The 23372-nt window shown below is 69.0% G+C and carries 19 protein-coding genes and 1 riboswitch; of the genes, 7 read left to right on the top strand and 12 right to left on the bottom strand.

Features of this window, described 5'->3' with window-relative positions; genetic code table 11:
* Window positions 1–124 precede the first annotated feature (124 nt).
* Complete coding sequence (locus tag MMF96_RS05165; protein ID WP_256882781.1) at window positions 125–1177, bottom strand: beta-propeller fold lactonase family protein; 1053 nt, start codon at window positions 1175–1177, stop codon at window positions 125–127.
* Between the two features lie 85 nt (window positions 1178–1262).
* Between MMF96_RS05165 and MMF96_RS05160 the strand changes: the two genes are divergently transcribed.
* Window positions 1263–1493 (top strand): RNA-binding S4 domain-containing protein, encoded by a 231-nt coding sequence (locus MMF96_RS05160; RefSeq protein ID WP_176615606.1) that lies wholly within the window; start codon window positions 1263–1265, stop codon window positions 1491–1493.
* 3 nt (window positions 1494–1496) lie between these two features.
* On the opposite strand, the gene MMF96_RS05155 is transcribed toward MMF96_RS05160, so the two are convergent.
* Entirely contained in the window at window positions 1497–2141 is a 645-nt protein-coding gene (locus tag MMF96_RS05155; protein ID WP_375141403.1) for an alpha/beta hydrolase, read from the bottom strand.
* 78 nt (window positions 2142–2219) lie between these two features.
* Between MMF96_RS05155 and MMF96_RS05150 the strand changes: the two genes are divergently transcribed.
* Window positions 2220–3077 (top strand): SGNH/GDSL hydrolase family protein, encoded by an 858-nt coding sequence (locus tag MMF96_RS05150; protein WP_256882779.1) that lies wholly within the window; start codon window positions 2220–2222, stop codon window positions 3075–3077.
* A 96-nt stretch (window positions 3078–3173) separates the two neighbouring features.
* Complete coding sequence (locus MMF96_RS05145) at window positions 3174–3590, top strand: hypothetical protein (protein ID WP_256882778.1); 417 nt, start codon at window positions 3174–3176, stop codon at window positions 3588–3590.
* Window positions 3591–3649: 59 nt separating this feature from the next.
* On the opposite strand, the gene MMF96_RS05140 is transcribed toward MMF96_RS05145, so the two are convergent.
* From MMF96_RS05140 to MMF96_RS05130, 3 genes are all read right to left on the bottom strand, one after another.
* Window positions 3650–4855, bottom strand: a complete 1206-nt coding sequence (locus MMF96_RS05140) for a homoserine O-acetyltransferase (protein WP_306295720.1) — start codon at window positions 4853–4855, stop codon at window positions 3650–3652.
* A 5-nt stretch (window positions 4856–4860) separates the two neighbouring features.
* Window positions 4861–6177 carry a bifunctional o-acetylhomoserine/o-acetylserine sulfhydrylase gene (locus tag MMF96_RS05135; RefSeq protein ID WP_176615602.1) on the bottom strand — a complete coding sequence of 439 codons (1317 nt, stop codon included), beginning with the start codon at window positions 6175–6177 and terminating at the stop codon, window positions 4861–4863.
* A gap of 84 nt (window positions 6178–6261) precedes the next feature.
* Window positions 6262–6379: riboswitch (SAM riboswitch) on the bottom strand.
* Window positions 6380–6510: 131 nt separating this feature from the next.
* A complete protein-coding gene (locus tag MMF96_RS05130) occupies window positions 6511–8877 on the bottom strand; it encodes a Tex family protein (RefSeq protein WP_256882817.1) in 2367 nt (788 codons plus the stop codon).
* 162 nt (window positions 8878–9039) lie between these two features.
* Here MMF96_RS05130 and MMF96_RS05125 point away from each other — a divergent pair, with 162 nt between their 5' ends.
* Complete coding sequence (locus MMF96_RS05125; protein ID WP_176615600.1) at window positions 9040–9678, top strand: VOC family protein; 639 nt, start codon at window positions 9040–9042, stop codon at window positions 9676–9678.
* A 280-nt stretch (window positions 9679–9958) separates the two neighbouring features.
* On the opposite strand, the gene MMF96_RS05120 is transcribed toward MMF96_RS05125, so the two are convergent.
* Window positions 9959–10783, bottom strand: coding sequence for a CPBP family intramembrane glutamic endopeptidase (locus MMF96_RS05120; RefSeq protein ID WP_256882776.1), 825 nt, complete (start codon window positions 10781–10783; stop codon window positions 9959–9961).
* Window positions 10784–10842: 59 nt separating this feature from the next.
* Between MMF96_RS05120 and MMF96_RS05115 the strand changes: the two genes are divergently transcribed.
* Window positions 10843–11517, top strand: a complete 675-nt coding sequence (locus tag MMF96_RS05115; RefSeq protein ID WP_176615599.1) for a histidine phosphatase family protein — start codon at window positions 10843–10845, stop codon at window positions 11515–11517.
* A 54-nt stretch (window positions 11518–11571) separates the two neighbouring features.
* Here MMF96_RS05115 and MMF96_RS05110 read toward each other — a convergent pair whose 3' ends face one another.
* Genes MMF96_RS05110 through MMF96_RS05090 form a run of 5 tightly spaced genes read right to left on the bottom strand, consistent with a single transcriptional unit; the run spans window position 11572 to window position 16203 of the window.
* Window positions 11572–12363 carry a DeoR/GlpR family DNA-binding transcription regulator gene (locus MMF96_RS05110; protein WP_176615598.1) on the bottom strand — a complete coding sequence of 264 codons (792 nt, stop codon included), beginning with the start codon at window positions 12361–12363 and terminating at the stop codon, window positions 11572–11574.
* Between the two features lie 29 nt (window positions 12364–12392).
* On the bottom strand, window positions 12393–13259 hold the full coding sequence (locus tag MMF96_RS05105; protein WP_256882775.1) for a class II fructose-bisphosphate aldolase: 867 nt from the start codon (window positions 13257–13259) through the stop codon (window positions 12393–12395).
* Window positions 13260–13273: 14 nt separating this feature from the next.
* Entirely contained in the window at window positions 13274–14203 is a 930-nt protein-coding gene (locus MMF96_RS05100; RefSeq protein WP_256882816.1) for a 1-phosphofructokinase family hexose kinase, read from the bottom strand.
* 56 nt (window positions 14204–14259) lie between these two features.
* Window positions 14260–15252, bottom strand: coding sequence for an ROK family protein (locus MMF96_RS05095; protein ID WP_256882774.1), 993 nt, complete (start codon window positions 15250–15252; stop codon window positions 14260–14262).
* A 33-nt stretch (window positions 15253–15285) separates the two neighbouring features.
* Entirely contained in the window at window positions 15286–16203 is a 918-nt protein-coding gene (locus MMF96_RS05090; protein WP_256882773.1) for an SIS domain-containing protein, read from the bottom strand.
* 370 nt (window positions 16204–16573) lie between these two features.
* On the opposite strand from MMF96_RS05090, the gene MMF96_RS05085 reads away from it, so the two are divergent.
* Entirely contained in the window at window positions 16574–21181 is a 4608-nt protein-coding gene (locus tag MMF96_RS05085; RefSeq protein WP_256882772.1) for an endo-alpha-N-acetylgalactosaminidase family protein, read from the top strand.
* 106 nt (window positions 21182–21287) lie between these two features.
* On the opposite strand, the gene MMF96_RS05080 is transcribed toward MMF96_RS05085, so the two are convergent.
* Window positions 21288–22493 carry an amidohydrolase family protein gene (locus MMF96_RS05080; protein WP_256882771.1) on the bottom strand — a complete coding sequence of 402 codons (1206 nt, stop codon included), beginning with the start codon at window positions 22491–22493 and terminating at the stop codon, window positions 21288–21290.
* A gap of 133 nt (window positions 22494–22626) precedes the next feature.
* Between MMF96_RS05080 and MMF96_RS05075 the strand changes: the two genes are divergently transcribed.
* A complete protein-coding gene (locus MMF96_RS05075) occupies window positions 22627–23265 on the top strand; it encodes a LysE family translocator (RefSeq protein ID WP_256882770.1) in 639 nt (212 codons plus the stop codon).
* Window positions 23266–23372 lie beyond the last annotated feature (107 nt).

The following is a 23372-nucleotide window of genomic DNA, read 5'->3' as shown; positions in this document are numbered from 1 at the left end:
CGCGGGGCGGAATTGCGCCCCTGGGGACGAACCCGCCGCCAGTTGTGCCCATGGTGCACTCCGGGCACAACCCGCCCTGGGTTATGCCCCTCGGGCAGACGCCGTCGTTCCGCCGGGGTGCCGCTCAGGCCAGCACGATGCAGGTGGGGCTGCCGAACCCGACCGTCTGCACCGGTTCGGCGCCGGGCAGGCCGTCGCCGTCAAGGGCAAAGACGGCCACGGTGTTGGAGCGCTGGTTGGCCACGTACAGCCGGTTGTTTCCCAGGGCAAAGTGCCGCGGCCAGCGGCCGCCGCACGGGACCCGGCGCAGGACGGCCGGAGGCCTGCCTGCGTCCAGGCCGGAAACGTCCAGCACCACCACGGTGTCCGCCCCCCGGACGGCGGCGTAGAGCCTGGTGCCGTCACCGGACAGCTGGATGTGGGAGGGGGCCGACCCCGCGGTGCCGCCGTCCGGCCCGGCGGACAGCGGCACCCGGAGCAGCCACTTCCAGAACCGGCCGGCGCCGTCGTGCGGATCGGCCCCGCCCGGATCCACGTCGGCGCGCCGCAGCACATGCAGGTGCCCGTCAAGTTCCCCGGCCACCAGCAGGAACTCCCCCGCGATGGCCACGTGCCGCGGCCCGGTGCCCGGCGGCAATTCCGCGGACCCCAGCCGGACGCGGGACGCGGCCGAGTACTCATCCACCCGGTCGGCGCCAAGGTCGGAGACCAGCACCGTGCCCCAGGGGGTGGCTGTCACCTGGTGTGCGTGTGACCCGCCCTGCCGGTCCGCGACGGGACCGGTGCCCGGGTGGGACAACAGCTCCGGGGGTTCCGGCGTCGTGCTTCCCAAAACGGCGGCCAGGGGTGTCACGGATGCCGTGCCGGAGGAGTAGTTGGCTGCCCAGACGTCGGGGCCGATGAGCGCAAGGTGGCAGGGGTCCGCGCCGCCGGAGGCCACGCGGCCGCGCAGTTCAAGCGTTTCGGGGTCGAGTGCGGCGATCCGGCCCTCGGGCAGCTCCTCCACGGCCAGCAGGGCCCCGCCGCCGGGCGCGATGAACGACGGATTCACCGCGCCTCCGACGGCCAGCTGCCGCCCCACCGTGCCGTCCGGTTCCAGCGAAAAGCGCCCGACGCCGGGGCCCCCGCCGTAGGGCTCCCGGGTGTAGCCGCTGACAATGATCTGACTGGCATTCATGGGGGCTCCTGGATGGCTGGCGTGTCTCCCACCACGTTATAACCGGCCGGCGCCGGCGTCGCGCCCCATGCGGCACAATTGACCCATGAGTTCACACGAGATCATCGACATTCCCATCCGCGACGACATGATCCGCCTGGGGCAGCTGCTCAAGCTCGCCAGCCTGGTGGAGGACGGTGTGGAGGCCGCGGACCTCATCAAGAACGGCATGGTCAAGGTGAACGGTGAAATCGACGAGCGCCGCGGCCGCCAGCTGCACGACGGCGACACCGTCACCGTGGGCGGCGAAACGGTGCGGATCAGCACGCCCAGGTAGGGCCTAGTTCAGCACCTTGTACTGCAGGAACTCGCCCACGTGCGCTATTTCCTGGGCGTTGATGCCGTGCCAAATGCCCGTGTACAGCACCTTGGTGAGCTCGGTGTGGGCGCGCAGCCAGGTGTTGGTGTACTCCACGGCGGCGGCGGGTATGACGGGGTCGGCCTGGTCGCGGCCCCAGAAGATCTCCGGCTTCGCGGCGGCCGTGGCCTGGTCATCGAACCAGGGGTCCCCGTCCGCCTCCACCACAAATCCTGAAAGCCCGACGACGGCCGCGTAGTCTGCGGGCCGGTGCCGCAGCAGCGTGGTGGCCACGCACATGCCCTGGGAAAACCCGAAGAGGGTGACCGAGCTGTGCGCGCCGCGGATGGTGTCCAGCCACGCCTCGACGCCTGCCGCCGTTTCCGTGACCGAGTCCAGCGAGTAGGAAAGGTCCGTCCGGAGCGGGAACCAGGCCCGGCCCGGGCCGGCCTGCAGCGGCCCCTGGACGGAGGCGACCGTGAACTCGGCAGGCAGCTGCGCCGCCAGCCCGAAGAGGTCGGCTTCGTCGGCACCGTAGCCGTGGAACATGACCAGCAGGGGCGTGCCGGCCCGCTCGTTTTCGGGACGGGACCACAGCACTTGGGGGGATTCACTCATGCGCCCCATCTTTCCATGGCGCTGTTGCAGGGGGCCAACCGGGCGGACCGGTGGCGCCGGGAGGGGCCCCGAGGGCAGTATGGAACCGTGAGTGAATTTTCCGACGCAGAAGAATCCCGGCAGCCGGGCACCGTGGCGCCGCCCCGCCACCCGTGGAACCGCTACATTGCCATCGGCGACTCCTTTACCGAGGGGATCGGCGACCCCGAGCCCAACAGCCCCGGCGGGCACCGCGGCTGGGCGGACCGGGTGGCCGAGGAACTGAGCCGCGGCCGCGACGACTTCAAATATGCCAACCTGGCCATTCGGGGCCGGCTCCTGCAGCAGATCATTGACGGGCAGCTGGAACCGGCCCTGGCGCTCAAGCCGGACCTGATCAGCATCTCCGCAGGTGGCAACGACCTCATCCGGCCCGGTTCCGACCCCGACCACCTGGCCGAACGCCTGGATGCAGCCGTGGGCAGGATGTCCGCAGCCGGGGCCACCGTCCTGTTGTTCAACGGACCGGACATCCGCGACACGCCCGTGCTCGGCATGGTGCGGGGCCGCGTGGCCGTGTACAACGAAAACCTCCGCACCATCGCACTGCGGCACGACGCCGTCGTGGCGGACATGTGGTCCATGCGCCAGCTGAGGGACCCGCAAATGTGGTCCCCGGACCGGCTGCACTTTTCCCCCCTGGGCCACCACAACATCGCCATCATGGTCCTGGACACGCTGAACGTCCCGCACGAACTGCTCCCGATGCTGCCGAAGCCGCTGCCTGTGCAGAAGTGGCAGGCCGCCCGGGCCGAGGACCTGGTGTGGGCGCGCGAGTTCCTGTTCCCCTGGGTGCTGCGCCGGCTGCGGCACCGCTCCTCCGGCGACGGAATGTCCGCCAAGCGCCCAACGGCCGGCCCGGTGTTTGGGCCGGGACTGGGAACGGGTTTGCCGCTTTCGCACTAGCCACCTGCCGGCCCGCCCGGGCCGGGGTGAACCATTCCGGACTACCATGGAAGGAGGCGCAGTTGTCTGCGTCCCTGAGCGTGGAAGAGGTGTGTTGTGCTGACTATGCTCGACCCTTCGGCAGCCGGGACCATGGCTGCCTCGTCATCCGGATCCGGCGCAGTCCCGCCGTGGTTGATCCTGGTGTTTGTTGGCGTGGCCCTGGTGGCGAGCTTCGTCCGGGCGTCCTCCCGCCGCAAGCGCACCCGCAATGCCCCGCCCCGCGGAATCCAGTCCCGGACCGTCCGGCAGGATCCGCCGATCCCACATGGCGGAACGCTGCTCAACGGCGTCCCGATGAAGGCCTACGACAACGCCCAGGGGCAACAGTCGATGGGCTTCGCCAACGAGCGCATGAGGGCCGAGGCCGAGCTCAAGCGGCAGCTGGATGCCCTCGATGCCGCCCGCCGCGCCGGCCAGGTCACGGCCGAACAGTACGCAGCCCACCGCGAAGCGATCTTCAAAAACTTCTAGGCGCCGGCCGCGTCCCGGCCCGGGAACCGCCCGGCGCCAGGCCCGGCGGCCCCGCCGGACTACTCCGCGAAGAAGGACTCCCGGAGCAGTTCGCCGACGGCGCCCACCTCGGTCAGGAAGCCGTCGTGGCCGATGGCGGAGTCGATGTGGCGCACCCGGACCTCGCCGGGAAGGGCGGCAGCCAGTTCCGCCGACTGCGCCGGGAAGTACAGCCGGTCGCTGCTGACCGCTGCCACCAGGAACTCCACGCCCTCGGTGCGGGCCAGGGCCTCGCCCAGCGTGCCGCGGCCGCGCGTGACGTCGTGGCTCATGAGCGCCTCGGTGATCGCCACATAGCTGTTGGCGTCGAAGCGGGTGACCAGCTTGCGCGCCTGGTGGTCCAGGTAGCTTTCCACCTGGTACCGCCCCTCCACGGAACCCCCGGCGGCAGGCCGCAGCCGGGCGTGCCCCAGCGGGTCCTCGCCGGGCTGCACGGAGCGCCCAAAGCGGGCACCCATCTCCTGCTCCGACCTGTACGTGATGTGGGCAATCCGCCGGGCCAGCCCGAGACCCAGGACGGGCGCCGCGCCGTCGTAGTAGTCCCCGCCGGCAAAGTTCGCGTCCTGCCGGATGGCCAGCACCTGCGCTTGGGCAAAGGCGATCTGTTCGGCCGTGCTGGCCGCGCACGCCGCCACGACGGCACAGCGCTGAACCCGCTCGGGGAACGTCACGGCCCATTCAAGGGCGCGGGCGCCGCCCATGGATCCACCGATCACGGCGTGCCAGGCGGTGACGCCCAGGGCATCGGCCAGCCGCGCCTCGGCGTGGACCGAGTCGCGGATCGTGACGAAGGGGAAGCGTGAGCCGTAGGGCGCGCCGTCGTCGGCAATGCTGGACGGGCCCGTGGTGCCGTAGCAGCCGCCGAGCATGTTTGCCGCCACCACAAAATACTTGTTGGTGTCGACCACGGCGCCGGGACCGACCAGGCCCTCCCACCAGCCGTCCTCCTCGGAGTCGCCGCGGCTGACGTGCGTGCTGCCGGTGAGGGCATGCTGGATGAGGACGGCGTTGCTGCCTGCGGCGTCCAGCGTGCCCCAGCATTCGTAGGCCACCGTGACGGCAGGCAGTTCGCCCCCGGCCTCCAGCGGCAGGCTGCCGATGTTCACGCTGCGCAGCACGCCGCCGCCCTGCCCGACGGCGGCAGACCAGGGGCTGCCTCCGGGGCCGGGCGTTCCGGGGTCGGTGTCCGGGCTAAACACGCTGTCCTCCGCAGCCGTCCTTTCCATGGCACTCACGCAGTTTTGGCTGCGCGGAATCCGGCCTCGAGATCGGCGATGATGTCCTCAACGCCTTCCAGCCCGACGGACAGGCGGACCAGTCCGGGGCGGACGCCGGCGGCGAGCCGCTGCTCCTCGCTCAGCTGTGCATGGGTGGTCGACGCCGGGTGGATCACCAGGGAGCGCACGTCGCCGAGGTTCGCGACGTGGGAGTGGAGCTCCAGGCCGTCCACGAAGCGGCGGCCGGCGTCCAGCCCGCCCTTGATGTCAAAGGAGACGATGGCGCCGGTGCCCTTGGGGCTGTACTTGCGGCCGCGCTCAAACCAGGGGCTGGAGGGGATGCCGGCGTAGGCAACCGCCTCGACGTTTTCGTTGGCCTCGAGCCATTCGGCCACCTTCACGGCATTGCTGACGTGGCGTTCCACGCGCAGGCTCAGCGTCTCGATGCCCTGTGCGATGAGGAAGGCGTTGAAGGGGGAAATGGCGGAGCCGAGGTCGCGCAGCAGCTGCACGCGGGCCTTGAGGATGTAGGCCAGGTTTGCCCCCAGGGCGCTGCCCACGCCGAGGTCACGGGCGTACACCAGGCCGTTGTAGCTTTCGTCGGGGGTGTTGAAACCGGGGAACTTCTCCGGGCTGGCGGCAAAGTCGAACTTGCCGCCGTCGACAATCACACCGCCGATGGCGTTGCCGTGGCCGCCCAGGTACTTGGTGGCGGAGTGGATCACGATGTCCGCACCCCATTCCAGGGGGCGGATCAGGTACGGGGTGGCCAGGGTGTTGTCCACGATGAGCGGCACACCGGCGTCGTGCGCGATGGCGCTGATGTTTTCCAGGTCGAGCACGTCCTGGCGCGGGTTGGAGACCGTCTCGCCAAAGAACGCCTTCGTGTTGGGCCGGACGGAGGAGCGCCATTCGTCCAGGTTGTCCGGGTCGGAGACGAAGGTGACCTCGATGCCAAGCTTCTTCAGCGTGTGGGCCAGCAGGTTGAAGGTGCCGCCGTAGACGCTGGGGCTGGAGACGATGTGGTCGCCGGCCTGGGCGAGGTTCAGGATGGCAAACGTCGTGGCGGCCTGGCCGGAGGCGAGCAGCAGGGCGCCGACGCCGCCCTCCAGGTTGGCGACGCGCTGTTCCACGGCGTCGGAGGTGGGGTTGCCGATGCGCGTGTAAATGGGCTCCAGCTCGGAAAGCGCAAAGCGGGCAGCAGCGCTCTCCGTGGAAGGGAACACGAACGACGTCGTCTGGTAGATCGGCAGCGCCCGGGCGCCGGTGGCGGCGTCCGGCTCCTGGCCGGCATGGATCTGACGGGTTTCAAAGGACCATGCGTTGCTCATGGTGAGCTCCTTACACACTAGAGGCCGTCCAAGTATGGCCCCGCCTGGTCCGAGGGACCGACGGGGGCCGGGCTTGGAAGTTGCGGCCCGCGCTTGCGTTGGGGCCGGCTGGCCCAACGCCTGGTCTTCACCCGGGGCACCCCGCCGCGGAAAGGAGGGTTGCCGGCCTGCGAGCCGGGGCTTGTCGCAGGCACTCATGACCTGCTACCAGTGTGCGAGACCGGCCCGCAAAGCTGCAACATTATGACGGTTATATGACCCCTGCGCGAAGATGTGCTGGACTTTTCGCGCCAAACCTGCACGGTGCCGAACATGTGAAGCGCCCCGGTGTGGTCACTTCCCCAATCCCGCACGGCGCAGGGCCTCGGCCATGGCGGTGGCCGCCGGCCGGGCCTGGCCGGACCCCTTGGCCTGGCGGGAACCCTCGGCCGGCCGGGCCTGGCGGGGTCCTGCGGCCTTCGCCTCGTCATCCAGCCGCAGGGTCAGCGAGATGCGCTTGCGCTCCGGCTCCACCTCGAGCACCTTCACGCGCACCACCTGTCCGGACTTGACTACGGTGTGGGGGTCGGAGACGAAGGAATTGCTCATGGCCGAAACGTGGACCAGCCCGTCCTGGTGCACGCCGATGTCCACGAACGCGCCGAAGGCCGCCACGTTGGAGACGGTGCCCTCCAGGATCATGCCGGGGTAAAGGTCGGTGATCTTTTCGATGCCCTCGGTGAAGGTGGCCGTTTCAAAGCGGGGGCGGGGGTCGCGTCCGGGCTTCTGCAGCTCGGCCACGATGTCCTTTACGGTGGGCAGGCCGAACGCGCCCTCCACAAAGGCCTGCGGGTCGACTGTTGCCACGGCAGCCACGCCGCCGGAGATTTCCGCCTTGTCCGCACCCACGGCAGCCAGGATTTTCCGCGCCACCCCGTACGCTTCGGGGTGCACGCTGGAGGCGTCCAGCGGCTCCGCTCCCCCGGTGATGCGCAGGAAGCCGGCGCACTGTTCGTACGCTTTGGGGCCCAGCCGGGCCACCTTGAGCAGTTCGCGGCGCTTGGTGAACGGGCCGTTTTCGTTCCGGTGCGCCACAATGTTTTCACTCAGCAGGGTCCCGACGCCGGCCACCCTCGCCAGGAGCGCGGGCGAGGCGGTGTTGAGGTCCACGCCCACGGCATTCACGCAGTCCTCGACGACGGCGTCCAGCGAGCGTTCCAGCTTGGCCGGGGTGAGGTCGTGCTGGTACTGGCCCACGCCGATGGACTTCGGGTCGATCTTGACCAGTTCCGCGAGCGGGTCCTGCAGGCGGCGGGCAATGGAGACGGCGCCGCGAAGGGAGACGTCCATGCCGGGCAGCTCGGCCCCGGCCAGGGCGGAGGCCGAGTAGACGGAGGCGCCCGCCTCGGAGACCACCAGCTTGGCGACCACGCGGCCCGGGTTGCGGCGCTTGAGTTCGGCGAGCAGCTCGACGGCCAGCTTGTCGGTCTCGCGGCTGGCCGTGCCGTTGCCGATGGCGATGAGCTCCACCTGGTGTGTTTCAGCCAGCGCCACGAGCGTTGCGAGGGCCTCGTTCCAGCGCTTGGCCGGGGCGTGCGGGTAGATGGTGTCCGTCGCGGTGACCTTGCCGGTGCCGTCCACCACGGCCACCTTCGTGCCGGTGCGCAGGCCCGGGTCCAGGCCCAGCGTGGCACGGTTGCCGGCCGGCGCGGCGAGCAGGACGTCGCGCAGGTTGGCGGCAAACACGCGCACGGATTCCTCCTCGGCGGCCTGGAACAGCCGCACGCGCAGGTCCACGGAGAGGCGGGTGAGGATGCGGGTGCGCCAGGCCAGACGGGCGCCCGTCATGAGCCAGGTGTCGGCGGCCCGGCCGGACCCGGTGATGCCGAGGGAGTGCGCCACGGCGCTTTCGTACCGGGCGCGTGCCTGGGCCTGGGCGTCGGCGTCGCGCGTGTCCGCCTCCGCCAGGTCCAGGGACAGGACGCCCTCCTTTTCCCCGCGCAACAGCGCCAGGACCCGGTGGCTGGGCAGCGTGTGCGGCGGCTGGGCAAAGTCAAAGTAGTCCTTGAACTTCTCCCCGGCGGCATCCTTGCCGGCCTTCACGCTGGAGCGCAGCCGGCCGGTCTTCCACAGCCGCTCGCGCAGCTCCCCCACCAGGGCCGCATCCTGGCCCGCGCGTTCGATCAGGATGGCGCGGGCGCCGGCCAGCGCGTCGTCGGCGCTTGCCACGGCATGGTCCGGGTTGAGGTACGCGTCTGCCACGACGGCGGGGGCCTGCGCAGGATTCTTCAGGAGCGAGTCAAGCAGCGGTTCCAGGCCCGCCTCCCGGGCGGCGTCGGCCTTGGTCTTGCGCGTGGACTTGTAGGGCAGGTACAGGTCCTCGAGGTCGGACTTGGTCGCGGCGGCCTCGATCGCGGCGCGCAGCTGTTCCGTCAGCTTGCCGAGGGCGTGGACGGACTCCAGCACGGTCTTCCGGCGTGCCTCCAGCTCCCGCAGGTAGCGCAGGCGCTCCTCCAGCTCGCGCAACTGGGCGTCATCCAGCGTCCCTGTCACTTCCTTCCGGTACCGGGCAATGAACGGGACGCTGGCGCCGTCGTCCATCAGTCCCACCGCGGCACGCACCTGGGCCGGGCGGACGCCCAGCTCCGCGGCGATGGCGGCGGCAATCCGGGCCTCCACGGCTGCGGCCCCGGGCAACCGCAGGGAGGGTTGGGCGGGCAAAGCGGAGCCGGGTTGGGCGGGGGAGGCTGGTGCTGAAGTATCGGTCACGGTTCAATTCTGCCCCACGTTTGTGCCCCTTCGCCCGCCCCGACCGTCAGACATCCCATGTGAGTTAGGTAACGCTAAGTCGAGAGGCCGATCACAAAGTGCCAAGATGAACGCATGCGAATGGACCACGTTTCTTACGCCTGTGAATCAGATGGATTGGCTGCCACCACGGAGCGGATCGCGACCGCACTGGGGGTCGAAGCAGTGCGCGGCGGGGTGCACCCCCGCTTCGGCACCCGCAATATGATCATTCCGCTCACCGACCACCATTACCTCGAAGTGGTTGAGGTCTTGGACCACCCCGCTTCGGACAAGGCGCCCTTTGGCCAGGCCGTCCGCGCCCGCTCGCAGGCCGGCGGCGGCTGGATGGGCTGGTGCGTGGCCGTGGACGACCTCTCCCCGTTCGAGGAACGCCTGGGCCGCAGCGCCGTCCCCGGCAACCGCAAGTTCCCCGACGGCCGCGAGCTGGTCTGGCAGCAGATCGGCATCAAGGGCCTCATCGCCGACCCCCAGGTGCCCTACATGCTCAAGTGGGAGGGCGATCCCGCCCTGCACCCGTCCCTGGCCCGCCCATCCACCGTCCGGCTGGCCTCGCTGACCATCGCCGGCAGTGCCGAGCGCCTGACCGAATGGCTCGGCGAGCCGGTGGAGAAGCCGCTGGAGGATGTGACGGTGGAGTGGATCGCCCCGCGCGGCACGCCCGGCATCATGTCCGTGACGTTCGAGACGGCCAAGGGCCAGGTCACCATCTAGCTTTCAGTGCAAATCAAGCGGCACCCGTCCCTGCAGGGTCGGGTGCCGCTTCCTTGCCCGGGAACCAGGCCGCTTTTGCTGCACCATCGAAACCGGCGGTGCAGCAAAAGCGGGTTGGTGGCTGATCGGAAATTCGGCGGTGCAGCTTCTGCGGGCTGGCACCCGCCCAGGCCGCTTTTGCTGCACCATCGAAACCGCCAGTTCGGTCAACGGGATCCAATGCGGACTCCGCGCCGCTTTCGGGCGCATGACGGGCCGCCCGGAAGCCGTCCCTCCGCAGCTACCCGAAGCCGAGGGCGGGGCCCATGGTGAAGGCGGCAATGTCCACGAGTGAATGCGCCACGACCAGCGGCATCACACGCCCGTACCTCTTGTAGAGCCAGCAAAAGAGCAGGCCCATGACAAAGTTGCCGAAGAACGGCCCGAACCCCTGGTACAGGTGGTAGCTGCCGCGGATCAGGGAGCTGAGCAGGATGGCGGCGATGGACGACATCCCCGTCCGCCCCAACCGGTCCAGCAGCCAGCCCACCATGACCACTTCCTCCAGCAGGCCGTTGTGGATGGCGGAGAGCACCAGCACCGGAATGGTCCACCAGTACTGGTGCAGGGCGCTCGGGATGATTTCCGTGGTGATGCCCAGCGCCCGCCCGGCCGCGTACAGGCCCAGCGACGGCACGCCAATGACAACCAGGAGCCCGAGCGCCCCGAGCCCGTCGCGGACGGGGCGCCGGAAATCCAGGCCGATCCGGCGGAACACGGACTTTCCGGGTTCGGCCATCAGGTAAAGGACCAGGAAGACGGGCACCACGGCAAAGAAGATGTCCAGCAGCTGGTACGTCAGGTCGAAGAACTCCCGGTTGCTGCGTACCGCGTTCAGCGTGGACGTCCCCTGCGCAATGGGTGCCCGGGACATCTTGTCCAGCAACTGTACGACGGCGTACACGCCTGATTGCCCCAGCGAGAGCCCCAGCACCAGCAGGACCTCGAACACCAGCCGCCGCCGCGACCTGGTGCCCCAGTTCCACTGCACCGCCGTGGCCCCGCCGCCCAAGGCGGGCGGGCCGCCGTCGAACGGGCCATTGTTACGGGGAACCATGTCACTCATGTACTAAATCATGCCGGACATGCGTACTTTGCGGCGCAGGCTGGCCTAGGCTCTTTGACATGAGTGCCCCACGCCAGATCATCATGGTCCGCCACGGCCAGTCCGCGGCCAACCAGGACCAAAGCATTTACAACCGGATCCCGGACTATCGGATTCCGTTGACCGAGGTGGGCGTGGAGCAGGCACGGAAGGCCGGGGAGCGGATCCGCCGGCAATTGGACGGGCAGAAGGTCGCCGTCTACGTCTCGCCCTACCTCCGTGCCTACCAGACGCTGGAGGCGCTGGAACTGGGCGAGCTGGTGGACCGCACCATGGAGGAGCCGCGGCTGCGCGAACAGGACTGGGCCAACTTTCAAAATCCGGCCGAGATCGCCGACCAAAAGGAGCTCCGCAACGCCTACGGGCATTTCTTCTACCGCTTCCGGGAGGGCGAATCCGGCTCCGACGTCTATGACCGGGTGTCGTCGTTCCTGGAGACGCTGCACCGGCGCTGGTCGGAGCCGGACTTTGCGCCCAACACCCTGCTGGTGACCCACGGACTGACCATGCGCCTGTTTTGCATGCGCTGGTTCCACTGGTCCGTGGAGTATTTTGAGTCGCTGAACAACCCGGGCAACGCCGACGTGCGCACGCTGGTCGAAAGCAACGGCCGCTATAGTCTCGACGTGCCCTTTGACCAGTGGACGCCGGCGCACCCAGGCACCACGGTCATGGACGCTCCGCTGAGGTTTTAGCGGCCGGTTCCCGAGGCCGGTTCCCAAAGGCGGCGAATGTCGAGGGCGGGCGCGCTACGCTTCGGGGGCGACGATGACGTCCGTGCCGGCTTCCTTGAAGGCTGCCAGCTGCTCCGCGGTGATGCCGGAATCGGTGATGAGCTTGTGGAGGCGGTGGTCGTCCATGGTGGCGAAGGCGCGTTTGCCGATCTTGGAGGAGTCGGCCAGCATGTACGCCTCCGAGGCCCGGCGGGCCATGCGCGAGTTCACGGACGCCTCGCCCTCGTCATTGATGGTGGGGCCCGTGACGGGGTCAATGCCGTTGACGCCGATGAAGGCCAGGTCCAGGGCCACCTTTTGGAGGATGGAATCGGCATACGGGCCCACCAGCTCGTAGGAGCGGGCGTTGACGATGCCGCCGGTGACCATGATTTTCAGGTTGGGCCGGATGGCCAGCTGGGCCGCGATGTTGATGGCGTTGGTGACAATTGTCAGGGAGGGCCGGTTCGAGGGCTCCATGAGGTCTTCGCGCGTGGACAGGACCTGCGCCAGCGCGGTGCTGGTGGTCCCCCCGCACAGGCCAATGACGGCACCCTTGGGGATCAGCGCACTGGCGGCCAGGGCAATCTGGTGCTTTTGCGCCGCGTGGTCGTCGCGGTTGTACCGGCCGGGCAGGTCGTAGGAGACGGAGCCGGAGGTGGCCCCGCCGCGCGTGCGGGTCAGCAGGCGCTCGTTGGCCAGGGAGTCCAGGTCGCGCCGGGCCGTGGCCGGGGAGACGCCGAGCTTCTCCACAATCCCCTCAACCTCCACCTGCCCGTCGGCCGCCAGGATGTCGAGAATGGCTGCCAGCCGTTCGGTCCGGTTCATGGAAACTCCCCCTCGGATGCAAGGTGCACTTAAAGGGCACGTCCCAGTTTGGGCGCGGTCCCTGCCCCCGCGAACAACGCTAGCAGCCGGGCGACCTCAGGAACGAGTGCGGCGCGCCCCGCGCCGAGGTACTTGCGTGAATCCACGACGTCGGGGTTGGCATCCAGGTAGCCGCGCACGGCCCGGGTGAAGAAGCCGTTGAGGTGCGTGGAGACGTTGATCTTGGTCATGCCGGCGGCGATGGCGGACACAATGTTCCCATCCGAAACGCCGGAGGAGCCGTGCAGCACCAGCGGCACGTCCAGGGCGGCCTTGAGGGCGGTGATCCGGTCCAGGTTCAAGGCGGCCGAGCGCTCGGTCATCGCATGGGAGGAGCCCACGGCGACGGCCAGGGCGTCGACGCCGGTGGCGGCCACAAACGCGGCGGCCTCGGCGGGGTCGGTCAGCACGCCCGGCGCGTGCGCGCCGTCCTTGCCGCCCACCTTGCCAAGTTCCGCCTCCACATAGACGCCCCGCGCGTGGGCGTAAGCCGCCACGCGGGCGGTCACTTCGACATTCTTCGCGTACTCGAGGTGCGCGCCGTCGTACATGATGGAGCCGAAGCCCAGGTCGACGGCCTCGCATGCGAGGGCCTCGTCCTCGGCGTGGTCAAGGTGGACGGCCACAGGCACGGACGCCTTGCGGGCCGCGGCCAGGGAGGCGGCCGCCACGGGATCCAGCCCGCCATGGAACTTCGCGCAGTTCTCGGAAATCTGCAGGATGAGGGGGCGCCGGGCCGCCTCGGCGCCTGCGATGAGGCCTTCGAGCGTCTCCAGGTGGATGACGTTGAAGGCGCCCTGGCCGGTGCCGGCCGTTGCTGCCTGCTCCATGATGCTGCGTGTGGTGGCCAATGTCATGGGTGAATCCTTATTTAGTGGTCGGTGATGATGAGTTGTGCGGCGAGCTCGGCGTGGCGCGGGGAAATTTCCCCTGCCCCCGGCATGAGCACCGCGGCTGCGCCCCAGGACGCGGCAAGGCGCAGGATCTCCCGCAGGTCCGTGGTCCCGCTGGCAATTGCGACGGCCGTCGCGGCCACCGCTGCGTCCCCGGCGCCCGTCGGGTTGCCGGCCAGCGGTGCGGGCAGCTTCGCCTGGAGGTGGCCGGGGCGCCCGGTCTCGAAGGCGAGCATGCCCTCCTCCCCCACGCTGACCAGGACGCGCCGCGCGCCCAGGCCCATGAGCTTGCCGGCCGCGGCAACAAGGTCCGTCTCGCCCATGGCGTCCATGAGCTCGTGATGGTTGGGCTTGAGCAGGTCCGCCCCGGCCTTGGCCGCGGACAGGATCCCGGCGCCGGAGGTGTCGATGATCGCCGGGACGCCGGCGTTGTGGGCCAGTGCCACCAGCCCGGGGTAGAAGTCGGCCGGGGCGTTCTCCGGCAGCGAGCCGGAGCCCACCAGCACGCCGGGGCGCGGCGCATCGTCGGCCCAGCCACCGTCTGTCTGGCCGCCGTGCACTTGGCCGCCGTCCAACCCGTCGACGACGGCGGCAGTCAGAGCCTGCCATTCGGCACGGCTGAGCGCGGGGCCGGCTTCGTTGAAGATGCTGGTCAGCCCGGACACCGTGTCCACGAGCGCAATGGTGCGCCGGGTCGCGGAGGCCACGGGCACCAGTCGGTACGGTATGCCCGATCCCGCGAGGTCGTCGGCGAGCTGCGCGCCGGACGCCCCGCCCGCCGTCGTGACCGCCAGGGTGGGAAAGCCCTGCTGGAGGGCCACGCGGGAGACGTTCAGGCCCTTGCCGCCGGCCCGGTACAGCGGCGTGGGGACGCGGTGGGAAGAGCCCGGATCCACGCCGTCGACCATGTAGGTGACGTCCACCGCGGGGTTGGGCGTGACAGTCAGGACCAGCTTGCCCGCGCTCACCGGGACACCCCGGCGGCCAGGCTCCGGGCCTTGAGGGCGGAACCGATGAGTCCGGCGTTTTCGCCCAGGACTGCGTGGACAAGGCGGGGGCGGCGGTGGAAGGAAAGCAGCGCGTCGATGCGGGCCCCCAGCGGTTCGAACAGGGCCGGGCCGGCCATGGACAGCCCGCCCCCCAGCACCACCGTTTCAGTGCCCAGGATGGACACGCACTGGGCCACGCTGAACGCCAGAGCGTTGACGGCGTCGTCCCACACCTGCCGGGCGGTGGCGTCGCCGGCCCCGGCACGGGCCAGGACGTCGCGCGCGCCGTCCACGGGGCGGCCGCCGGACTGGGCGTAGCGCCGGGCAATGGCCCCGGCGGAGCCAAGCGACTCCAGGATGGCGAGGCCGCCGTCGGGCGACGGGACCATGGCATGGCCGATTTCGCCGGCATAGCCGCCACCCGCCACGCGGCGCCCGTCGCACAGCACAGCGCCGGCAATTCCGGTGCCGATCACCAGCACCAGCACGTCGGACTCGCCAACGGCCGCGCCGATCCTGAATTCGGCCTCCCCGGCCATGGAGACGTCGTGGCCGAATGCCACCGGCAGGCCCAGCGCCCCGGTGAGGGTCCGGGTGAAGGGGAAACCGCGCCAGCCCAGGTTGGCCGAATAGATGCCGATCCCGTTGACCTCGTCCACAATGCCCGGCACCGTCACGCCCACGGCCGCGATCACCGTGTCCCGGTGCCGCGTCTGGTAGTCGTGCGCAAGTTCCGCGATGCGGGCGCAGACCGTTTCCCCCGGGCGTTCGCCGTCCAGCGGCGTGGGGTGGCGCTGCAGGTCCGTCACGGCGTGGGAGGCGGCGGTCAGCTCGCCGCGCACCAGCCCCACTTTCATGTCCGTCCCGCCCACGTCAAAGGCCAGCACGGCCTGGCCCGCCGCGGGGCTGGCCCCGGCCGGGACTGCGGTGAGGCGGGCCGCTGCCGGGCCTGCGGAGGGGATGCTCATCACGTTGCTTGCTTTCGTGGCGGCCGGACGGCCCTAGGCGGTCTCGTCCAGAATGACGGAGCGGGTCAGGTTGCGCGGCAGGTCCGGGTTCATGCCGCGCGCCCGGGCGCGCTCCAGGGTGACACGGTGGACGCGGGCCAGTTCGGCGAGCGGGTGCACGTCATTGTTGATGTAGCGTGCGCCGGTCTTGTCCATGTCCGCATCCAGGCCCTCGGGCTGCCGGCCAAACATCCACGTCACGCGGTTGGGCGCGGCGATGGAGATGGGGCCGTGGCGGTATTCCTTGGCGGGGTACGACTCGGTCCAGCCCTGGACGGCCTCGCGCATTTTCAGGCCGGCCTCGTGCGCCAGGCCCACGGTCCAGCCGGTGCCCAGGAAGGTGAACTGTTCGGCGTCAACCAGTTCCTGCTCCACGGGCGCCGTGACTGCCGCCTTGGCGTCCTCGACGGCGGCCGACAGGTCCACGCCCACGCTGGTGAGCAGGTAGGCCAGGGCCGTCGTGGCGAAGCGGGTCTGCACCACGGACTTCTCGTCCGCGTAGGGAAGTTCGACGACGGCATCCGCCAGCCCCATGATCGGCGAGGAGGTGTCCCCCACCAGGGCAACGGTGCGCACGGTGCCCTTAAGTTCAGCCAGGACCTCCAACACCTCGGTGGTGGTGCCCGAGCGGGTGATGGCGATGACGGCGTCGTAGCCGCGGTCGCTACCCAGGAAAGCCTCGGAGGCGGCGAAGGCATCGGTGACCCCCTTGCCGGCGGATTCCCGGGCGGCGGCATAGCTCTGGGCCATGAACCAGGAGGTGCCGCAGCCAATCACGGCCACCCGCCGGCCATCGGCCGGCAGCAGGCTTTCCTCCCGAGCCTGGGCGATGGCCCGGGCCCACACCTCAGGCTGGCTGGTCAGCTCTGCTTCCATGAAGGGGCCCAGGTCCGTAACGGCGGTCTCGCTCATTGTGTGCATACTCCTTGAGGTGGGGGTCCGGCAGCAGCGGGGCCGCGCCGGCGGTTTCATTCTATAGACCAAGCCTAGCACGCAATGATTGTTAATGATTTAAAGCAGGTGAAAATAATCAACTTAAAGCCAATCAATCATGCCGACCCTTCGCAGGGGACCCGACCGATCCCTGGGGGCCACCCGGCGGACCTCGTGAAACCGGCCCTTGTAATCCAGGTCACTCGCGTGGAATACTCCTCTTGTTATCCATAACAACCGTTCGGGGGCCGGCGATCCCGCCACACCTGGTCCCGCCAGTCGCCGGCCGTACGCCGGGCATTCCCCGGCACACTGGACGCATTTCCCTTCCCGCAAAGGACTTGAATTCGTGAAATCCCCCCAACCCTGCACCCTTGCGGCACCTGCGCCGCGGGTGCGCCCGAGATTGCCCCGCGCCACGGCCGCTGCTGCCGCGCTGGCGCTTGTGGCCACCCTGAGCGTCGGCATGGGGTCCGCCGCCCAGGCCACCCCCGACGCCACCGGCACGCCCATCGCGCCGTCGCAGTACACGCTCATCGGAGCCGACTCCCAGTCGCCCGCCTACCCGGCCCCGCCCGCCCTGGACGGCACGGCGGCCGGCGCCTTCGACAACGATTACGCCTCGCAGTGGACTGTCGCCTACAAGGTGGTCGACGGCGTCGGCGTGGCCGACCCCCTCCCCCACTGGATCTCCTGGGACGTGGGCGGATCCTTCACCCTGACCGGGCTGGACTACTCCGTCAAGAACCAGGCCAACGGCCCCGTGAAGGACTACAAGGTCTTCGCCACCGACAACCGCTCCGTGGCCACGGATCCGGCCGGCGACTGGGGCGCACCCGTGGCATCGGGCAGCCTGGCCCAGCCGACGTCGAACACCCAGGTGCAGACCATCCTCTTCGACAGCCCGGTCAAGGCCCGCTACGTGAAGTTTGAGGCCGACAGCACCATCAACGGCAGCAACAACGTCTCCGCCTCGGAACTGCGCGTGCGCGCCACCGGCGACACCACCCCGGTGCCCGTCCCGCCCGCGCCCCCGGCGGATCCGGCAACCCCGGTAACGATCAGCAACGGCGCCGGCCTGGAAGTAAAGGTAGGCAAGGAATTCCCGCAAGTCATCTCCTATTCGCTGGACGGCAAGTCGCTGGCCGGCCAGGCGGACAAACTCTCGGAATTCACGCTGAACGGCAAGAACCACGCGGCCACCACCACCATGTCGGCCAGTGGCGCAACAGCCACCTACTCGTCCACGTTCGCGGACTTCCCGAACCTCACCATCGAATCCTCGCTGACGGCCACCGCTAAAAACACGGTGGAGTTCGCCGTCACGAAGATTTCCGGCAGCGCCGCCGCAACCCTTGACCAGCTGGCCATCCCCAACCAGTCCCTGGTGTCCGTTGACTCCAGCGATCCGGCTGCCCAGCTGGCCCGGACCAAGATCTCCACCGATTCCACCACCACGGCGGACCAGTTCCTGTCCGTCACGGGCGGCAGCAAGGTGGACCCGGCCGACGTCGGAACCCCCTACGGCTTTGTCAGCAACTCCCAGCTCTCCGCCGGACTCATGACCAACGCCACGGACGACTCGGCCCAGGACAACAACAACAACTGGAACACCCGGCTGCAGTCGCGGATTGTCGACGCCGGCAACGGCGCCAAGCGCGCAGAACTGTCCGTGGGCAACTACACCTACGCAGCCGCCGGGGCCACTGATCCCCGCGTGCAGTTCTACACCCTGCCCAAAACCACCGTGGTCCTCTCCGCCGACGCCAATGGCGACGGCAAGGTCACCTGGGAAGACGGCGCCACGGCGTACCGGACCGCCATGACGGCGCCCCTGGGCGCCGACCGCGTGCCCGAGCGTGTGGTCCAGCACATCCCGTTCAACTTCGCCTCGCAAGCCACCAACCCGTTCCTGAAGACGCTCGACAACGTCAAGCGGATCTCCCAGTCCACGGACGACCTGGGCCAGTGGGTCCTGGAAAAGGGCTACGCCAATGAAGGCCACGACTCCGGCCATCCGGACTACGGCGGAGACTACAACACCCGGGCCGGCGGCCTGGCGGACCTGAATACCCTGGCATCGAAGGGAGCGGCGTTCAATGCCGACCTTGCCGTCCACGTCAACGTCACCGAGGCGTACCCGCAGGCCAAGAGCTTCAGCGACGGCATGATCTCCGGCCAGGTCAACGGCTGGGACTGGCTGAACCAGTCGTACCACATTGACCAGCGCAAGGACTTGGGCACCGGCGCCATCCTGGACCGATTCGCCGAACTCCGCAAGGAAGCCCCCGGCATCAAAACGATCTACATCGACGCCTACTACTCCAGTGGATGGCTGGCCGACCAGCTCGCCACCCAGCTGCACAAGATGGGCTTCGAGGTGGCCTCCGAGTGGGCGTACAAGTTCGAGGGCAACTCGATCTGGTCGCACTGGGCCAATGACAAGAACTATGGTGGCGCCACGAACAAGGGCATCAACTCCAACATTGTCCGCTTCATCTCCAACTCCCAGCGCGACGTCTGGAACACGGACCCGCTGCTGGGAGGCACCCAGCTGAAGGAGTTTGAGGGCTGGACTGGCCAGGACGACTTCAACGCGTTCTACAACAACATCTGGGTCAACAACCTGCCCACCAAGTTCCTCCAGCACTTTGACGTGACCAACTGGGACTTTGGCAAGTCGGCAACGCTGACGGGCGGGGTGGCCGTCCAGATGGTCAATGGCCAGCGCCGGATCACGATGGGCAACGCCGTGGTCCTGAACGGCGGCACGTACCTGCTGCCTTGGCAGGACGCGGCAAACAACTCCAAGACCACCTCCCCCACCGACGCCGACAAGATGTACTTCTACTCGGCAACCGGCGGCACCACCACGTTTACGCTGACCAGCCAGTTCGCCAACAAGCGCAACTTCACGCTGTACAAGCTCACGGACCAAGGGCGCACCAAGGTCTCCGACGTCATCAACAACAACGGCACCGTCACCCTGACCGGCGACAAGGCAGTGGCCTACGTGCTGGCACCCAATGGCGACCAGCCCGTAAACAAGAGCGCCAACTATGGCGACGGCTCCATGCTCGTGGACCCCGGCTTCAACGCCGGCAACCTCGACGCCTGGAACCCCACCGGCGGCGCCGCCGTCGCACGCACCTCCATCGGTGACAACGTAGCGGTCCTGGGGACCTCGGCGTCGTCCATCGGACAAAGCGTGAAGAAGCTGGAGAAGGGCAAGTCGTACACGCTCAGCGCCAATGTGGAGATTGCCGCGGGCAGCCGCCGGGCCGTCACCCTCGGCGTCACAGGCACGGGCCTCAACGCGGCCAACACCTTCGACATCACCCCGGACAAGAACCAGATGGCGTCCGACGCCAAGCAGGGCACCTACTCACAGCGGGCATCGGTGCAGTTCACCGCCCCCGTCAACCAAAAAGTGGATGTGTCCATCAGCGCAGTGGCCGGTGCCGCAGCGGTGACACTGGACGACGTGCGGATCATGGAGGACACCACGACGCCGGTGGCCGTGCCCGCGGGCAGCCCCGGAAAGCTCGTGGCCAGCGCCAACTTCGAAGGAAACCAGCCCGGCTGGGGTCCGTTCGTGAAGGGCGACGCCGGCGGATCCACCGATCCGCGCACCAGTATCAGCGACCTCCACGCCCCTTACTCGCAAAAGGCGTGGAAGAACACGGCCAGCCCGTACAACGCAGGCTCCCTCAACGGCCAGGCAGTGGACGACGTGCTGGACGGGAACCATTCGCTGAAGGCGCATGAGGAGAACACCGGCCTGGTGTACCGGACGGTGCCCGCCACGGTGCCGTTCACGGCCGGCCACTCCTACAAGGTGTCCTTCAAGTACCAGACGAACGTGGCCGGCCAATGGCAGTGGGTGACCGGTGCGGACACTCTTTCGGGAGGAACAGCCGGTGGCACCGTGACGTCGAAGGACCTCAAGGACGAGGCCATGGCCCCGGCCCTGGACACGGCAACATACTCACGGACCTTCACGGCCGGCTGCGGGGACGACTGGGTGGGCCTCCGGAAGACCGGGGCTGCCAAAGGTGCCGACTTTGTGCTCGATGACTTCACCGTCACTGACCTTGGCGCTGTCAGCGTCGGGGCGTCCTGCGCCGCCGTGGCCGGTCCGGCCAACGCGGACCTGAACCCGGGCACCACCAACAGTTACGTGACCACGTTCACCAACAACGAGGCCACGGACGCCACCAATGTGGCCATGTCGCTGGGCATCCTGCCCGCCGGCTGGACCGCACAGGTGGCAGTCAAGGACGGCAACCTGGCGGGCACCGTCAAGCCGGGCGCCACGGCCAAGACGACGTGGATCATCACGGCCCCGGCGGGCGCCGCCGGGACCAGCGCGGTGATCCACCCGGCCGCGACATATTTCAACGACTGCGCCACCAAGACGGTGGACTCTGATTCGAACCTCGCGGTCGGCAGCAAGGCCATGGTGCCGCCATCGTCCATGACGGCGAGCGCGGACTCCGAGAACACGACCACAGGGCCCGGCGCGGGACCCGTCGCCAACGTCCTGGACGGCGATGCCAGCACCATCTGGCACACGGAATGGGATCCGACCATCACGAACTACCCGCACTGGGTGCAGCTGGACCTCCACGGTGAATACACCGTCAGCGGCTTCGGCTACCAGGACCGCCAGTCCGGCGGCCAGAACGGCAAGGTGAAGGGCTACACCATCTTCACCTCGGAGGACGGCACCACCTGGACGCAGGTCGCCACCGGTGACCTGGTGGACGCGGCGGGCATGCAGAACATCACGTTCCCGGCCGTCAAGGCCCGGTTCGTGAAGTTCCAGGCCAACAGCGCCCTCAACGGGCTGCAGTTCGCGTCGGCCGCCGAGATGCGGGTGTTTGGCACCGGCGGGACCGCGGCCGCGGGTTTCGACCCGGCCGCACGCCCGGCTGATACGGCCTGCACGCCGTAGCCCGGCTACACAACTTACCCGCAGTAGATGTCGGAAATCCCACGGATTCGTGGGATTTTCGACATCTACTGCGGGCCACTTTTTGATGCGGCCGGGGCTTTCCGCGCTAGACTGCCCGGGCGCCGGCGCGCCACACCGCATGCGTCAGCGGTATGCCGGGGCGGTAGGCCAGGTGCGTGGCGGAGGGCGCCTTGAGCATGTGCAGGTCCGCCCGGTGCCCGACGGCGATGGACCCCACCGCGCGGCGGCCGTCCCCGTCGATGCCGGTTTCCCGGTGGAGTGCCAGGGCTCCGCCCCAGGTGGCGGCGCGCACGGCCTCGTGCACGGAAAGGCCCATCTGCAGCACGGCGGTGGTCACGCAAAACGCCACCGAGGACGTGTAGGACGTGCCGGGGTTGCAATTGGAGGCGATGGCCAGCTGCACGCCGGCATCCAGCAGCCGCCGGGCCGGGGCCAGTGGCTGCCGCGTGGACAGGTCGCACGCCGGCAGCACGGTGGCCACGGTGCCCCGCTCCCCCGCGCCACCCGCCCAGCCGGACCACGACTGCGAAAGGAGGTCGACGTCGTCGTCCGTCAGGAAGTTCACGTGGTCCACGCTGGCGGCGCCGAATTCCACGGCGAGCGCAGTGCCGGCGCCCGGGCCCAGCTGGTTGCCGTGCACGCGCAGCCCCAGCCCGGCGTCGCGGCAGGCCGCGAGCACCCGGCGCGACTGCTCCGGCGTGAACGCGCCCGTCTCGCAAAAGACATCGGCCCACGTCACGAACGGCCGCACGGCGCGCAGCATCTCCCCGCAGACCAGCTCCGTGTACTCGTCCGCGTCGGCGCCGGCCGGCACGAGGTGGGCACCGAGGTAGGTAGCCTCGTCGGCGATGCTGGCGGCGATCCGTGCGCTGCGGGCCTCGTGCTTCACGTCCAGCCCGTAGCCGGTCTTCGTCTCCAGATAGGTGGTGCCCTGCGAGACGGCCTCGGCCACCCGGCCCAGCGCCAGGCGGGTGAGGTCGTAGTCCCCCGTGGTGCGGGTGGCGTCCACGGAGACGGCAATGCCGCCGGCGCTGTAGCCCTCCCCGGCCATGCGCGCCTCAAACTCGGCCGTCCGGTCCCCCGCGAAGATCAGGTGCGAGTGCGAATCGACCCACCCCGGCAGCACGGCCCGGCCCTGCGCGTCGGTGACGGTGTCCGCGGCCGGAGCGTGGACGGCGTCGCCAATCCAGGCGATCCGCTCCCCGTCCAGCACCACCGCCGCATTGTGCCGCGTCCCCTGTTCGTGGTCCTGCGTCATCAATTCGCCGATGTTGGTGATCAGTTCGCTCATGCCCCCAGCGTACGACGCCGTCCTGCCGCCTTTCGCGGACCGGCTGCGGTTGCGTCTGGGATGCCAGACGGCAAGTGCCTGCTGCCGGGGCCGGCGCGCAAGTTCGGCAGCCGGCATGCCGGACAATTGAGGCATGACAGTGATTTCCCTCCTCGGCTTTGCCGGGCTGTGCCTCATGCTTGCCCTCATCCCGGGCCCGGATACTTTCCTGGTGCTGCGGATCGCCATGTCCCGCGCCCGGGCCGGCATCGCCGCGGCGGCAGGTTCCGCCACCGGCGCGCTGCTCTGGGCCGCGCTGGTCGGTTTGGGCCTGGCGGCCATTGTGGAGCAGTCGGCCGAGGTGTTCCGGTGGCTCAAGATCGCCGGCGGGCTGTACCTGCTGTATTTGGGCGTCTCCTCGTTCCTGAAGGCGCGCAGGGCTGCCCGGGAAGGCGTGGCCGATGAGGGCCGGCCGCCGCTGCGCTACAGCTGCCGTGCAGCCTACGGATCGGGGCTGCTCTCAACACTGCTCAACCCCAAGGTGGGCCTGTTCTACCTGGCAGTGGTGCCCCAGTTCATCCCCCACGGCGGCAACACGCTGGGCATGGCCATGGTCCTGGGCCTGACACTGGCCGCCATCGGCTTCCTCTACCTGGCCGCGATTGCCGTCGTTGCCTTCAAGGTGGTGCAGTGGCTGCGCAGGCCCAAGGTCAACACCGTTATTGAGCGCACCAGCAGCGGCATCCTGGCGGTGCTGGGCGTGGGCGTCATGGCCTCCGGCGCCTCCAGCTGACTGCTGATTTCGCGTTGCCCAAGTTCCGGGCACCCGTTCCACCATGCGCCGGACCCGGGCCGGGTTTGGCGCAGCTTGTCCACTGGCGCCAAACCCACGCCCGGTCC

This window comes from Arthrobacter sp. STN4, from assembly GCF_024539665.1.
Classification (GTDB): Bacteria; Actinomycetota; Actinomycetes; order Actinomycetales; family Micrococcaceae; genus Specibacter.
The sequence above is the reverse complement of the archived record's forward strand: the minus strand, read 5'-3'. Positions and strand labels throughout refer to the sequence as shown.